Genomic DNA, 14,368 nt, shown 5'->3' with positions numbered 1-14,368 from the left:
GCAAGCCGGTGGCCGAATCGGGCTGCGGAACAACACTTCCCAGTCCGGTCTGCTCGATCGGGGTGACCTGGGAGACCAGCCAGCGGTCGCCGGACTTGTCCAGTGTGACCCGCACCCGGCTGCCGGAGGTGCTGCCGTCCGGGGTGTCCTTGCTGGTGGTCAGCTGATTCAGGTAGAGCAGCACGACGGCGTGCTCGGGCTCGGCCGAGACCACGCCCTCGGCCTGGGTGGTGGCCTTGACGGTGAGCTGCTTCTCCTTGGCGCCGGGCGCGATGGCTTCCTTGATCAGCTTCAGGTAGTCGGTGCGGAAGGCCTCGGTCAGGCCGTCGGCCGCCTTGGGCAGTTCGGTGTCGACGGTGGCCGGCTCATAGGTGAACATGGCGCTGACCGTGCGGCTGGCCGTGCTCATCGCGTCGGCGCGGGCCTGCTCGGTCCGGTCGTGCTGCCAGAGCTGGTAGCCGCTCACCCCGAGCACGATCGCGGCGATCAGGCCGAGGGCGGCGAGGCCGCCGAAGACGATCTTCATACGCTGGCTCATCCGACGAACTCCACCTTCGACACGGTCATCCCGGTATCGGCGTTGGACACCGTGATCCGGAACCGGTACTGCCGCGACTGCGGTTCCGGCGAGCCGTTGTTGCTCACCGTCTGCTTCGCGGCGACGAGCACCTGCGCGGAATCGGCGTCCGCGGTGACGATGCCCGACTCCACCACCTCACCGGTGGAGACCACATTCGCCTGCTTGACGACCTCCATGAACGGGTCGACCCGACCGTCGAACTCGGTCTTGAAGTCACCGGAGGCCACCGACAGGATCCGGTCGATGTCCTCCTTGGCGGTGTCGGCGCGGATGGTGGTGAGGTTCAGCACCGCCTGGCGGGCGGTCTCGGTGTACTGCGCGCGCAGGTCCTCGTCCTTGTTCACCGAGTAGGCGGTGAACGCGGCGAACCCGGCGCCGACGACGAGGACGAGCACCAGCACGATCGCCGCGGCGAGCGCCAGGATGCGGCCGCGCGAGCCGGGCGCCTTCTCGTCCGCGGACTTGCGCGGGTCGACGTGCTCGCTCGCGGCGAGCTTCACGGTGGCGTCGTCGGACTTCCCCGTGGATTTCACGGTGACATCCGCGGGCTTCACGGTGGTCTCGGCAAGCTTCACCGTGGCATCTTCAGAACCCGTGGCGACGTCGGCGAGCTGCACCGTGGCGTCTGCGGACTCGGCGGGCGCGTCGGTGACCTTCACCGTGACGTCCGCGTCCGCCGTCGGCGATGCGGTCTGGCTCTTGGTGATGGTGACCGTTCCGGCCGCCGCTTCCTCGACCGGCGGACCGGCCGTGCGTGCGGCCCGCCGACGCGGGCGGCGGTTGTCGTTGTCGTTCATCGTTGCTGTCCCTCCAACATCGCCTGCCAGCTGGCCGGCACGGTGCCCGAGCCGTCCTCGGCGATGTCACTTTGGCGGTACGTGCGTCCGTCGGTGCCCAGGTAGGTGCCTGTCGACGGATCATAGGGGCGCGCTGCGGCGGGGGTCACACCACCCGTCGATGCGCCTGCCGGTGCCGACGCCGGAGCGACGGGCTGAACCTCGCCGAACGGCGGGTTGTTGCCTTCCGGCACGTACCCGGTGCGGCACAGTTCAGGAGTGGGGGCCCGGCGGCCGGGGAACTCCATACACGGCGTGTTGCGGATACCGCGCACCGCGATGTTGGAGTCCTGCGGCACCTTGCAGTACAGCCCGGGTGGGGTTTCCATCGGGGTCAGGTCGCTCGGCTCCCGCCACTGGTCGGCGGGCAGGAAGCCGGTGGTGCAGGCGGGCGGATCGTTGAGGACGGTCATGAAGTCGACCATCACGCCGTACTTCGCCGGTCCGCGAATGGCGGTGCGCAGCGCCGCGATCAGCGGCGGGAACACGACCATGAGCTGTTCGAGGCTCGCGTTGTAGGTGACGCCGACCTGTCCGAGGCTCACCAGATTGCTGGCGAGCAGCGGCAGCGTGGGGCGCAGCGACTGGAACTGGTTGGTCACCGTCTCCATCGCGGCGGGGCTGTTGTCCAACAGGCTCCGCAGCGCGGGATCGTGCTCGCGCAGCTGATCGGTGACCGTGGCCAGATCCGCGGTCCAGGAACGGATGTCGTCGGCGGAGCGGGTCTGGGTGTCCAGCAGCGGACCGATCTGGTCGAGCAGTTTCTTGGTCGGCTCGATATCGGTTTCGGCCTGCTGCACGAGCAGCGCCGCCGAGTCGATGAACCGCTGCAGATCGGGCCCGGCGCCGTTGAACGCGAGGAACGCCTCGTCGATCACCTGACGCAAGCGGGTATCGGCGACGGTCGCGAGCAACTTGTCGGCCTGGTCGAGCATCGCGCCGACATCCTGCGGCAGGTGCGTGCGCTGCTCGGGGATCACCGAGCCGTCGCGCAGATTCCCGTCGGCGGGCTGTTCGGACGGCACCAGATCGACGTACTGCTCGCCGATGGCCGAGACACTGCGCACCCACGCGCTCGAATCGGCGGGCACCTTGTAGTCACTGTCGATCGACAGATCGGCCTCGACACCGGCCGTGGTCAGGCGCACCGCTTCGACCTTGCCGATGTTCTGGCCGCGGTAGGAGACGTTGGCGGTGGGATAGAGCCCGCCGGTGGCGGCCAGCTGCACGGTGACCGCGTACCGGCCGATCCCGAGCATGGCGGGCACCTGCAGGTAGGTGCCGCCCATGACGACCAGGCCGATCACGGTGAGCACCGCGAAGATCGCGAGCTGGACTCGCACGAACCGGGTGAGTGTCATCGACCCGCCCCTTCCTGACCGGGCAGCGGCGCGGTGATACCGGGGATGGCGGGCAAGCCGGGAATGGCAGGGAGCCCGGGGATACTCGGAGCGGGCGCGGGGGCCTGCGGGGCCGCGAACGGGTCGGCCGTATCGGTGGCGGTGGACGGCGCGAACGAACCGACGACGCCCTCGACACCACCGAAGCGACCGCCGAGCGGGGTACCGGTGAGCCAGTTGCTGTCGAGTCGGCTGGCGGTCAGGTCGAACGTGATGAACAGGTTCATGTAGTCGCCCATGATCGCGTTGTCGATGTTCCTGATCGGGAAGGGGAACGTCGGCAGGATGCCCAGCGCCTGGATCAGATTGTTTCCGGTGTCGGCCAGCGTCTTCAGCACGGGGCCGAGGCTGCGCAGGTTGGCCACCAGGTTGTCGCCGCTGGTCTGGATGAGCCGTTCGCTGACGTCACCGAGCTCACCGAGGGCGGTGATCGCCGCGGTGATGTTCGCCGAGCGGTCGGCCAGGGCGGTGAGCGCGGGGTGGATCTGTTCGATCGCCTCGGCGATCACGTCTTTCTGGCCTGCCAGCTTGACCGCGAGCTGGTCCAGACCCTCCATCGCGGCGATGATGCTGCCGGTCTGCCGCTCGAGTCCGGTGGTCAGCTCGTTGAGCTGCGGCAGGAGGTCGGCGATCTCGGCCTCGCGGCCGTTCACCATCGCGTTCAGTTCGGTGGTGATGGTCTCCAGCTGCGCGATACCGCCGCCGTTGAGCACGACCGACAGCGAGGACAGCACCTGCTCGGTGGTCGGATAGGCGCCCGCCCGATCCAGCGGGATGACGTCGCCGTCGCGCAACTGCCCCTGCGGCGCGCCGGTCGACGGCGGGGCCAGCTCGACATGGTTGCTGCCGAGCAGACTCGTCTGGCCGATCTTGGCGACCGCGTTGGCGGGCAGGCGGACATCGGGATTGAGCGAGACCGTCACCAGCGCATGCCAGCCCTCGACCTCGATCCCGGTGACGTTGCCGACCTCGACATCGTCCACCCGGACCGGCGAATTCCGGGTCAGGGTGGTGACATTGGGCATCTGGATGCGCACGGTGTACGAGCCGGGCATGCGCCCCTCGGAGCCCGGCATGGGCAGGGAGTTGAGCCCGTCGAACTGACAGCCGGTGGTGCCGAGCGCGACGGCGATACCGACGGCCAGCCCGGCGAGTGTGCGTTGCCGCCTCATCGCTGTCCTCCTGGAACGGCAAGCCCGGCAAGACCTTCGGGCACGGTGATCGGAGCGGCGGCCGGAGCCTGAGTCGGCTGGCCCGCGCCCGCCAGGCTCGGGTCGCTGTACACCAGCTGCTCGGGGAAGGCGGTCACGCCGCTGGCGGGATTGGTCATCAGCGGCACGTAGTTCATCGCCAGTGAACTGATCACCGGCGCCAGGAACTCCGCGCACAGGTCCGCGGACCGGTCGGAGTTGTTGTTCTCCAGCGCCCGGATCGAACCGCACAGGAAGCTCAGCGGATTCGCCGAGTTGTTCAGCGCGACAGCGCCGGTGAGCGAACCCTGCGCCGGCTTGTAGAGCTGGTAGAAGTTCACCATCGCGGTGGGGCCGGAGTGCAGCACCTGCTCGATCTGGGGTCGCTTGTCGACCAGCGTCTGGGTGACATCGGCGAGCTTCTCGACGCCCTCGGTCAGTTCGCCACCGGTGCCGTCGAGGAACCGCTTCACATCGGCGAGCGCGATGTCGAGGCTGTCGAGTCCGGCGCCGAGGTCTTCCGACGCACCGGCCAGCACCGAGGACACCGACGCCAGCCGGCCGCTGAACTGCACGATCTGCTCATTGCTCGCCGAGAGCACCTCGACGAATTTCTGCAGGTTGCGGATGGTGCCGAACAGGTCGGTCCGCCCGTCGGACAGGGTCGTCATGGTCGCGGACAGTTCACGCAGGGTGTCGCGGAACTTCTGCCCGTTGCCGTCGAGGTTGTCGGCCGCGGTGTCGACGAAGCGGCCGAAGGAGCCCTGCTTGTCGTCACCGACCGGACCCAGCGCCGCCGACAGCTTGGTCAGTTCGGCCTTGATCTCGTCCCACTCCACGGGCACCGCGGTGCGCTCGAGCGGAATCTGGGCGCCGTCGACCAGCTTCGGGCCGCCGCTGTAGGCGGGCGCGATCTGTACGAAGCGGGCCGACACCAGCGACGGCGCGATGATCACGGCGCGCGCGTCCGCGGGCAGGTCGACGCTGCTGTCGATGCTCATCCGCACCCGCGACTGACCCTGGCCCGGTTCGATGGAGTCGATGCTGCCGACGGTGACGCCGAGGACGCGAACCTCATCGCCCTCGTACAGGCCGGTGGTGGAGGTGAACGCGGCGGTCACCGTGTTCTTCCCGCCGCCGGTGACGAAGTAGAGGCCGACCGCTACCAGAGCCGCGATCACTACCACCGCCACCGCGATCGTCCAGCGCGGCAACCCGCGCACCTGCTGGGTGAAGCTCATCGCGGGGGATCCTCCTCGGCAGGAGCGATGTACGGCGTCCTCGGGTTGGTGAAGATGTCGATCAGGTCCTGCGGCACCTGTTCGGGCCAGACCAGCGCGTCGACGAGCGGGCGCAGTTCCGTACTGGTCGCGTTCACCACGTAGGCGTTGAACCAGGGCCCGTTGCCGACCTGCTCACCGAGCGCGGCGGCGTAGGGGCCGAGGCCGTCGAGGGCTTCGTTGAGGTTCTGTTCGTTGCGCTGCAGCAGGGCGAGGACCGAGTTCAGGCGGTCCAGCGTCGGCCGCATCTGTGGCTCGTTGTCGGCGACCAGGCCCGAGAGCTGCCTGGCGACATCGTCGACGTAGACGACGAGCTGGTTGATCGCGGCGCGGCGCCGGTCGAGCTCGCCGAGCAGTTCGTTGCCGTCGAGGAGCAGCGTGTTGAGCTGCGTGCTGCGGTCGGCCAGGATCTTGGTGACGTTCTGCGCTCTGGCCAGCAGATCGGTCAGCGCCTGATCGCGCGCGTTGATGCTGCGCGAGAGGGCCGTGACACCGTCGAGCGCGTTGCGCAACGGACCTGGCGTCTCGGCGAAGGCCGCCGACAGGGTGTCGAGAGTCTTGTCGACCTGTTCCAGGTCGAGATCGCGCACGGTTCCGCCGAGATCGCTCAGCGCCTCGTTGAGCGAGTAGGGCGAGGTGGTGCGGTCGACCGGAATCGTGTCGCGGGTGCCGATCGCACCGGGGCCGCTCGGCACCACATCCAGCGACTTGCGGCCGAGCACCGTGTTGGTCTTGATCGCGGCGGTGGTCTTCTCCCCCAGCACGATCGACTCGTCGAGGTCGAACTTCACCAGCACCTTGTCGCCGTCGAGGCTGACCTGCCGCACCTCGCCGGAACGCACACCGGCCACATGCACCGGATCGCCGGGGACGAGGCCGCCCGCGTCGAGGAAGTTCGCGGTGAAGGTCGCGCCGGAGCGGATGAAGGGCAGTTCGGTGAACTGCAGCGTCGCGAGCGAGATCGTCACCGCCAGAACCACACCGACGATGCCGATCGTCGCTGCCGACGATTTGTTCTCATTCATTGGGCGTGCACCTTCCGGTCGCCTGCAGACCCGGCGCGTGCACTTCCATCGGCAGCCCGTTCGGGCCGGTGACCAGGAAGTTGGTGCCGCAGATGTACAGCTGCAGGAAGGAGCCGTAGGCACCGATCCGGATGAGCTTCTTGTAGGTGTCCGGCAGTTTCCCGAGCACCCACTCGATGTGATCGGAACCCTCGTCCAGGTTCGTGGCGAGCCTGCCGGTCTGTTCGATGGTGTTGCGCAGATCGGGACGGGCCTGCGCGAGCAGGTCGTTGACCTCCTGGGTCGCGCCCGCGATCCGCGGCAAGGCGTTGCCGATCGGGTCGCGCTGCGCGGACAGGTCGCTGACCAGGCGCTGCAGTTCTTCGATGGTGGTGGCGAACTGGTCGCCGCGATCGCTGATGGTGGCGAGCACGGTGTTCAGGTTGTCGATCACGCTGCCGATCAGCGCGTCCCGGTCGGCCAGGGTCTTGGTGAAGCTTCCGCCGCTGTTCAGCAGCGAGACGAGCGTGCCGCCCTGGCCCTGGAAGATCTGCAGCAGCGCCGCGGTGAGGTCGTTCACCTGTGTGGGATCGAGTCCACGCAGCAGCGGCTTGAAGCCGCCGAGCAGCAGATCCAGATCCAGGGCGGGCTGGGTCTGCTCGCGGCCGATGGTGTCGCCGTCGGACAGCCGCCGCGCCGACCCGGGGCCCTCCAGCAGTTCCAGGTAGCGGTCACCGACCAGGTTCTCGTACTTGATCGCCGCACGGGTGCTGGCCAGCACGGCGTACTTGGTGTCGACATCGAACTCGACGTGGGCGAGGTTGTCGTCGCCCACCTTCACCGAGGTCACCGAACCCACCGGCACGCCGGCGATGCGTACCTTGGCGCCGGGCAGCATGCCCGAGGAACTGGTGAACACCGCGCGATAGCCGTTCTCGCTGGAGAACCGCGCCTGACTCAAGACGATCGCCAGGCCGGCGAACACCAGCGTCATCACCACGGTGAAGATCGCCAGTTTGATCGTCGTTCCCGTGTTCCTCACCGCGTCACTCCCGGCAGTCCGTCCAGCAGCAGCTGGAACACCTTTGGCACACCGTGGAATTCGTGCTGGGTGTTCGGCGTGTACACCGAACCCTCACTGGTGTCGGTCACCAGATAGTCCGAATGACTCTCCGGCACCCGGTCCACCACGCCCTCGCAGCGCGGGCCACCGGTGGCGTTCACCTTGGGCAGGTCCTTCGGGTAGGTGTAGGGCTCGGCGCCGAGCATGAAGCTGGCGTTCATGCCGACACCCGGCAACAGCCCGCCCATCATGTCCTCGGCGATCGGCATCAGCGGGCCGAGTCCGTCGATGACGCAACCCAGTGCGGGCGCGTACTCGAACAGCAGGCCGGTCGTCGGCCGCAGCAGATCGAGCGCGGTCACCAGGTTCTGCTCGTTCTCGCGCAGCACCGAACCCACCGTGTCGGACAGCCCGATCACGTTCACCAGTACATCGTCGAGCTGCCCCTGCATCTCGCTGATGGTCCGCGAGGTACCGGTCGCGTTGTCGACGGTGCGCAGCAGCGGGTCGGTGACCTCGGCGTAGAGACCCGTCACGTCCGCGGTCTTGTCCAGATCGGATTGCAGGGTGGGCAGGTACGGATTGAGTTCGCGCAGATAGCGATCCGAGCGGACAAGCAGGTCGCCCATCTTGTCGCCCCGGCCTTCCAGCGCGGTGCCGAGCGCGGTCAGCGTCGCGTTCAGTTTCTCCGGCTCCACCTGGGCGAGGACATCGGACAGGTGCTGGAACAGCGTGTTGAATTCCACGGTCACCGAGCTCACCGAGACGGTGCTCCCTGGCGCCAGCGCCTTGGCCGCGGGCTGCTCCGGAACGATGAAGTTCACATACTTGGCGCCGAACACCGTGGTCGACCGGATATCGACACCGGCGTTGGCGGGCACCAGCTTCAGCTGGTCCGGGTCGACTTCCAGCCGCAGCTGGGCGCCGTCGTTCCGGAGGTCGATGTCGGTGACCCGGCCGATCTCGACCCCGCGCACCTTCACCTTGGCGTCGGGATCGAGGACCAGCCCCGTGCGTGGCGTATCCACCAGCACCACAGCGGTGTTGGTGAACGCGCCCTGGAACAGTGCGATCGCGAGCGAGGCGCCGGCCACGAGCAGGCCGACCAGCGCGAGGGCGGCGAGCTTGCGCCCGAGCCCGCCGTGCAGTGCGGCAACGAACCTATTGGTATCCATCGCGCTATCCCGAGAGGTGGAAGTTGCCGGAGGTGCCGTAGATGGCCAGCGAGATCAGCAGCGTCACAGTGACGACCGCGACCAGGGAGGCCCGCACCGCATTGCCGACCGCGATACCGACGCCCACCGGACCACCCGCGGCGGTGAAGCCGAAGTAGGTGTGGATCAGCATGACGGCCAGCGCCATGACGATCGCCTGCGCGAACGACCAGAGAATGTCGCTCGGAATGAGGAACGTCGAGAAGTAGTGGTCGTAGACGCCCGCCGACTGCCCGTAGATCACCACGGTCGCGAAACGGCTGGCCAGGAAGGAGGCGATCACCGCGAGCGCGTAGAGCGGCACGATCGCGATCAGGCCCGCGAGCACCCTGGTGCCGACCAGGAACGGCACCGGCCGGATCGCCATGGACTCCAGCGCGTCGATCTCCTCGGCCACCCGCATCGCGCCGAGCTGGGCGGTCGCGCCCGCGCCGATCGTGGCGGCCAGGCCGATCCCGGAGATCACCGGCGCCGCGATGCGGACATTGATGAAGGCGGCGAAGAAGCCGGTCAGCGCCTCGACGCCGATATTGCCGAGCGAGCTGTAGCCCTGTACGGCGATGGTGCCGCCCGCCATCAGGGTCAGGAAGCCGACGATGACGACGGTGCCGCCGATCACCGCCAACGCGCCACTGCCCATGCTGATCTCGGCGATGAGCCGGATGGTCTCGGTGCGGTAGTGCACCAGCGCGCGGGGCACCGAGGCGAGCGCCTTGACGAAGAAGATGGCCTTCTCGCCAAGGGAATCCACGGATTTCGACGCGCGGTCGAAGCGGCGGACCGTGCGCGGGAACTTGCTGCGAACAATGAATGCCATTTCGGTCACCGCACCGTGAATTTCAGGCCGATCGCGGTGACGACCACGTTCACCACGAACAGCGCCATGAAGGCGAATACCACCGTTTGGTTCACCGCGTCGCCGACACTCTTCGGCCCGCCTTTCACCTGCAATCCGAGATAACAGGCGACCATTCCGGCGATCAAACCGAACAGGCCCGCCTTGATCTCGGAGATGATCAGCTCGGGCAGATTCGTCAGCAGCGGAATGCCATTGACGAACGCGCCGGGGTTCACGCCCTGCAGAAAGACCGAGAACGCGAAACCGCCGACGATACCGACCGTGCACACGAGGCTGTTGAGCATCAGCGCCACGAACATCGAGGCGAGCACGCGCGGCACGACCAGCCGGCTGATCGGGTCGATGCCGAGCACCTTCATCGCGTCGATCTCTTCGCGAATGGTGCGCGCGCCGAGGTCGGCGCAGATCGCGGTGGCGCCCGCACCGGCCACGATCAGCACGGTGACGATGGGCCCGACCTGCGTGACAGCGCCGAACGCGGCGGCCGCCCCGCTGAGGTCGGCGGCGCCGATCTCGCGCAGCAGGATGTTGAGGGTGAACACCACCAGCACCGTGAACGGGATCGCCACCAGGAGGGTCGGCACGATCGAGACGCGGGCGACGAACCACGACTGGTCGATGAACTCACGCCACTGGAACGGGCGACGGACGGCGGCCTTGGCCACGTCCGCGCCGAGTTCGAAGAATCCGCCGACCGCCCGCAACGGGACAGCAAGGAGGTCGTTCACGCGAATTCCTCCTTCGTCGACGGGCGGATCGATCGATCCGCGTATCCGTACTTCACCGCCACCCCGTTCTGAAGACTGCCCAAACACTAGAACATGTTCCTGTTGATGTCTGGCGTTTGGAAAGACTTTTACCAGTACATTTTCAAGAAATTCGCCGCCAAAACTGAAACGTGTGCTGACCGGATGCCGTTTACCTCCTGTGAGGCGCCACACACCTCGACGCTCATGTCTACCAATAGCTGGACCGGCGTTCAACACAACACGGCAGACAGGAGCGCGGTGGCGCGCGGCGGGCCAACCTCCGGCAAACCGGCGCGGCGCGAATCAGCCCAGATCGCGGAGCGCGCGGGCCGAGAACGTGTGGTCGGCGGGACGCTCGGAGAAGTAGCCGGACAGCGTCGACGCGAGGTCGGCCTCGGACCATTCCGCGCCCGCGGCGTCGAAGCGCTGTTCGACCTCGGGCGCCGCCATGAGGGCGACCATCGGGCCGTAGACGACGAACACCTGCCCGTTCACCGCGTCGGCGGCGGGCGAGGCCAGATAGGCGACCAGCCGGGCGACATGTTCCGGCGCGAGCGGGTCGACCGTGCCCTCCGGGGCGTCGGAGAAGACGGCTTCGGTCATCGCGGTCCTGGCCCGGGGGCAGATCGCGTTCGACCGCACGCCGAAGCGGGACAGCCCACGCGCGGCCGACAGCGTCAGCGCGGTGATGCCCGCCTTCGCGGCGCCGTAGTTCGCCTGGCCCTCCGGTCCGAGCAGGCCCGCCTCCGAGGAGGTGTTGACCAGCCTGCCGTAGACCGGCTCACCCGCGGCCTTCGACGCCGCGCGCCAGTAGGCGCCCGCGTTGCGGGAGAGCAGGAAGTGACCGCGCAGATGCACCGCGATCACCGCGTCGAAGTCCTCGTCGGACATGTTGAACAGCATGCGGTCGCGGGTGATGCCCGCGTTGTTGACCACGATGTCGAGGCCGCCGAGGGAGTCGTTGGCGGTCGCGATGAGCGCGTCGGCCGTGACCCGCTCGGCGATGCTGCCGCCGACGAACTCGGCCTTGCCGCCGAGCTCGCGAATCGCGGCGATGGTCTCGGCGGCCGCGTCCTCGGTGAGGTCGTTGACGACGACCGCCGCGCCGGCCGCCGCCAGCGCGAGGGCCTCGGCCCGGCCGAGCCCGGCGCCGGCGCCGGTGACGATGGCGACCCGGCCGTCCAGTGAAGTCTGCATCACACTCATCGGGCCGACTTTAGAACGTGTTGCACTTTACGACAAGTACCGATCACGCCAACTTCAGCGCGGCCTTCGGACACTGCGCCACCGCCTCCTCCGCGTCGGCGACCCGATCGGGGTCGACCTCGGCGTCGGCGACGTGCAGATTGTCGTCGTCATCGAGTTCGAACATGTCAGGGGCGATTCCAACGCACACGCCGTTCGCTTCGCACCGGTCGAAATCGACGATGATCTTCATGAGAACTTCCTTCCATGCGGTCTCGGCGACCCTAACCCGGACAGGACGGTCCACGGAGCGGAACCGGCGCCGATTCACTGTCAATACTGGAACATGTTCCAGTTCATATGCAATGATCGGTTTCGGCGGGGCGCACCCCCTCTGCCCCGCCACCGTCCGTTTCGCAGCAGATACCGAGGTAGAACCCATGCGCGTCGCGTATACGCCGCAGCAGGAAGAATTGCGCGCCGAGCTGCGCGAATACTTCGCCCGCCTGATGACGCCGGAGCGGCGCAAGGCGCTGAGCCTGCAGACCGGCGAATACGGCGAGGGCGATGTCTACCGCGAGGTCGTACGCCAGATGGGCAAGGACGGCTGGCTGACGCTGTCCTGGCCCAAGGAGTACGGCGGCCAGGACCGCACGACGATGGATCAGCTGATCTTCGTCGAGGAGGCGGCCATCGCCGGTGCGCCGGTCCCCTTCCTCACGCTGAACTCGGTCGCGCCGACGATCATGCAGTACGGCACCGAGGAGCAGAAGAAGTTCTTCCTGCCCAAGATCGCCTCGGGTGAACTGCACTTCGCCATCGGTTACTCCGAGCCCGGCGCGGGCACCGACCTCGCCTCGCTGCGCACCGCCGCCGTCCGCGACGGCGACGACTTCGTGATCAACGGCCAGAAGATGTGGACCAGCCTGATCGCCTACGCCGACTACATCTGGCTGGCCGTGCGCACCGACCCGACGGCCAAGAAGCACAAGGGCATCACGATGTTCATCGTGCCCACCGATGTCGAGGGATTCTCCTGGACGCCGGTGCACACCATGGCCGGGCCCGACACCAGCGCCACCTACTACCAGGACGTGCGGGTGCCCGCGTCGTCGATGGTCGGCCCGGAGAACGGCGGCTGGTCGCTGATCACCAACCAGCTCAACCACGAGCGGGTCGCGCTCACCTCGGCCGGTCCGCTCTCGCTCGCGGTCAACCAGACCGTGCAGTGGGCGCGCGAGACCACCGGCCCCGACGGCAAGCGCGTCATCGACCAGGAGTGGGTGCGCCTGAACCTGGCGCGCGTCTACGCCAAGGTCGAATACCTGAAGCTGCTCAACTGGGAGATCGCCAGCCGCGCCGACCAGGGCGGCGAGGCGGCGCCCAAGCCGTGGGACGCCTCCGCGTGCAAGGTCTACGGCACCGAGCTGGCCACCGAGGCCTACCGCCTGCTCATGGAAGTCGTCGGGTCACACGGCTACCTGCGCCAGGACTCTCCCGGCGCCGCGATGCTCGGCAGACTGGAGCGGATGCACCGGGCCGCGCTGATCCTCACCTTCGGCGGCGGCACCAACGAGGTGCAGCGCGACATCATCGCCATGACCGCCCTGCGCCAGCCCGCCGCCGCCCGCTGATCTCGAAAGCCGGTATCCCCTCATGGATTTCACACCCACCGAAGCTCAGACCGACCTCGCCCGGCTGACCGGCGAGATCTGCGCCAAGCTCGTCACCGCCGACCGTCTGCGCGAACTCGACGTCGACGGCCGCTACGACGAGCAGCTGTGGAAGTCGCTCGCCGAGACCGGCGTGCTCGCCGCCGCCCTGCCGGAAGACCTGGGCGGCAGCGCTTTCGGCACACTCGAGCAGTCCGCGATCCTGCGCGAGCTGGGCCGCGTCGTCGCCGCGGTGCCCTACCTGTCCTCGATCGTGCTGGGCGCCGGGGCGCTGGCCCGCTTCGGCGATGCCGAGCAGCGGCAGCTGGCCGCCAGAGCGGGCACCGGCGAGATCGTGCTGACTGCCGCGCTGGCCGAGGAACTGCGCGCCACCACCGATGCGCCCGCCATCGTCGCGGAGTCCGCCGGTGCCGCGTGGACGCTGACCGGTTCCGCGACCACCGTCCCCTATGCCGACCGCGCCGAGCGAATCCTGGTGCCCGCCAGCGTTTCCGGCCGTCCGGCCGTGTTCGTCGTCGACCCCGAGCACGCCTCGGTGACCCGGACCGCCCAGCAGGTCGTCGACCTGAGCCCCGAGTTCGCCATCGAGTTCGCCGCCACCCCGGCCACCCTGCTCGGCACCGTCGAGTCCGGCGCCGACGTCCTCACCTGGCTGCGTGAGCACGCCTGGCTGGGCCTGTCTGCCCTTCAGCTGGGCACCCTGGAGCGCGCGCTCGAGATCACCGCCGAGCACACCCGCACCCGCGAACAGTTCGGCAAGGCCATCGGCTCGTTCCAGTCGGTCGCCCAGCGCCTGGCCGACGCCTACATCGACATCGGCGGGCTGCGCCTGACCGTCACCCAGGCCGCTTGGCGCCTGAGCGAGGGCCTGCCCGCCGCCGAGTCCGTCCACATCGCCAAGTTCTGGGCGGCCGACGCGGGCCACAAGGTCGCCCACACCGTCGTCCACGTGCACGGCGGCCTCGGCATCGACCGCGACCACATCACCCACAACTACTTCACCGCCGCCAAGCACAACGAATTCGCCCTCGGCGGCGCCACTCCCCACCTCCTCGCCCTCGGTGCCGAACTGGCGAGCTGAGCACCGGCTTCGCGAGCACGGTGGGGGGGGGGGGGGGGGGGGGGGGGGGGCCCCCCCCGGGGGGGGGGGGGGGGGGGGGGGGGGGGGGGGGGGGGGCGCCCCCCCCCACCCCCGCCCGCCCGCCCCGCCGCGCCGCGGGGGGGGCGGGGGGCGCGCCCGCCCCCCCCCCCCCCCCCACCCCCCCCCCCCCCCCCCGCGGCGCCCCCCCCCCCCCCCCCCCCCCCCCCCCCACCGTGCTCGCGAAGCCGGTGCTC

The 14,368-nt window shown here is 68.5% G+C and carries 14 protein-coding genes; 2 read left to right on the top strand and 12 right to left on the bottom strand.

Annotated features, from left to right (window positions below):
- From QH270_RS08685 to QH270_RS08630, 12 genes are all read right to left on the bottom strand, one after another.
- Positions 1-538: hypothetical protein (locus QH270_RS08685; protein ID WP_348537641.1), on the bottom strand; the 538-nt coding region annotated here is incomplete at its 3' end.
- Positions 535-1,377, bottom strand: a complete 843-nt coding sequence (locus QH270_RS08680) for a hypothetical protein (RefSeq protein ID WP_280340013.1) — start codon at positions 1,375-1,377, stop codon at positions 535-537. The genes QH270_RS08680 and QH270_RS08685, both read right to left, overlap by 4 nt.
- Positions 1,374-2,777 (bottom strand): MlaD family protein, encoded by a 1,404-nt coding sequence (locus QH270_RS08675; protein ID WP_280340011.1) that lies wholly within the window; start codon positions 2,775-2,777, stop codon positions 1,374-1,376. The genes QH270_RS08680 and QH270_RS08675 overlap by 4 nt, the downstream gene beginning before the upstream one ends.
- On the bottom strand, positions 2,774-3,988 hold the full coding sequence (locus tag QH270_RS08670) for an MCE family protein (RefSeq protein ID WP_280340010.1): 1,215 nt from the start codon (positions 3,986-3,988) through the stop codon (positions 2,774-2,776). Before QH270_RS08670 ends, QH270_RS08675 begins: the two co-directional genes overlap by 4 nt.
- Positions 3,985-5,247 (bottom strand): MCE family protein, encoded by a 1,263-nt coding sequence (locus QH270_RS08665; RefSeq protein WP_280340009.1) that lies wholly within the window; start codon positions 5,245-5,247, stop codon positions 3,985-3,987. The genes QH270_RS08670 and QH270_RS08665 overlap by 4 nt, the downstream gene beginning before the upstream one ends.
- Entirely contained in the window at positions 5,244-6,311 is a 1,068-nt protein-coding gene (locus tag QH270_RS08660; RefSeq protein WP_280221743.1) for an MCE family protein, read from the bottom strand. The genes QH270_RS08665 and QH270_RS08660 overlap by 4 nt, the downstream gene beginning before the upstream one ends.
- A complete protein-coding gene (locus tag QH270_RS08655; RefSeq protein WP_280340008.1) occupies positions 6,304-7,332 on the bottom strand; it encodes an MCE family protein in 1,029 nt (342 codons plus the stop codon). Before QH270_RS08655 ends, QH270_RS08660 begins: the two co-directional genes overlap by 8 nt.
- Positions 7,329-8,528, bottom strand: a complete 1,200-nt coding sequence (locus QH270_RS08650) for an MCE family protein (protein WP_280340007.1) — start codon at positions 8,526-8,528, stop codon at positions 7,329-7,331. Before QH270_RS08650 ends, QH270_RS08655 begins: the two co-directional genes overlap by 4 nt.
- Positions 8,529-8,532: 4 nt before the next feature.
- Positions 8,533-9,384: an MlaE family ABC transporter permease gene (locus QH270_RS08645; RefSeq protein ID WP_280340006.1), complete on the bottom strand. Its 852-nt coding sequence runs from the start codon at positions 9,382-9,384 to the stop codon at positions 8,533-8,535.
- Between the two features lie 5 nt (positions 9,385-9,389).
- Positions 9,390-10,154 carry an MlaE family ABC transporter permease gene (locus QH270_RS08640; RefSeq protein ID WP_280340014.1) on the bottom strand — a complete coding sequence of 255 codons (765 nt, stop codon included), beginning with the start codon at positions 10,152-10,154 and terminating at the stop codon, positions 9,390-9,392.
- A gap of 324 nt (positions 10,155-10,478) precedes the next feature.
- A complete protein-coding gene (locus QH270_RS08635; RefSeq protein ID WP_280340005.1) occupies positions 10,479-11,381 on the bottom strand; it encodes a 3-oxoacyl-ACP reductase in 903 nt (300 codons plus the stop codon).
- Between the two features lie 43 nt (positions 11,382-11,424).
- Positions 11,425-11,613, bottom strand: a complete 189-nt coding sequence (locus tag QH270_RS08630) for a ferredoxin (protein WP_280340003.1) — start codon at positions 11,611-11,613, stop codon at positions 11,425-11,427.
- Positions 11,614-11,800: 187 nt separating this feature from the next.
- On the opposite strand from QH270_RS08630, the gene QH270_RS08625 reads away from it, so the two are divergent.
- Both QH270_RS08625 and QH270_RS08620 read left to right on the top strand, forming a co-directional pair.
- Positions 11,801-12,994: an acyl-CoA dehydrogenase family protein gene (locus QH270_RS08625; RefSeq protein ID WP_280340002.1), complete on the top strand. Its 1,194-nt coding sequence runs from the start codon at positions 11,801-11,803 to the stop codon at positions 12,992-12,994.
- A gap of 22 nt (positions 12,995-13,016) precedes the next feature.
- Entirely contained in the window at positions 13,017-14,114 is a 1,098-nt protein-coding gene (locus QH270_RS08620; protein ID WP_280340001.1) for an acyl-CoA dehydrogenase family protein, read from the top strand.
- Positions 14,115-14,368 lie beyond the last annotated feature (254 nt).

The sequence above is a fragment of the Nocardia neocaledoniensis genome (assembly GCF_029868625.1).
Lineage (GTDB): Bacteria > Actinomycetota > Actinomycetes > Mycobacteriales > Mycobacteriaceae > Nocardia > Nocardia neocaledoniensis_A.
The sequence above is the reverse complement of the archived record's forward strand: the minus strand, read 5'-3'. Positions and strand labels throughout refer to the sequence as shown.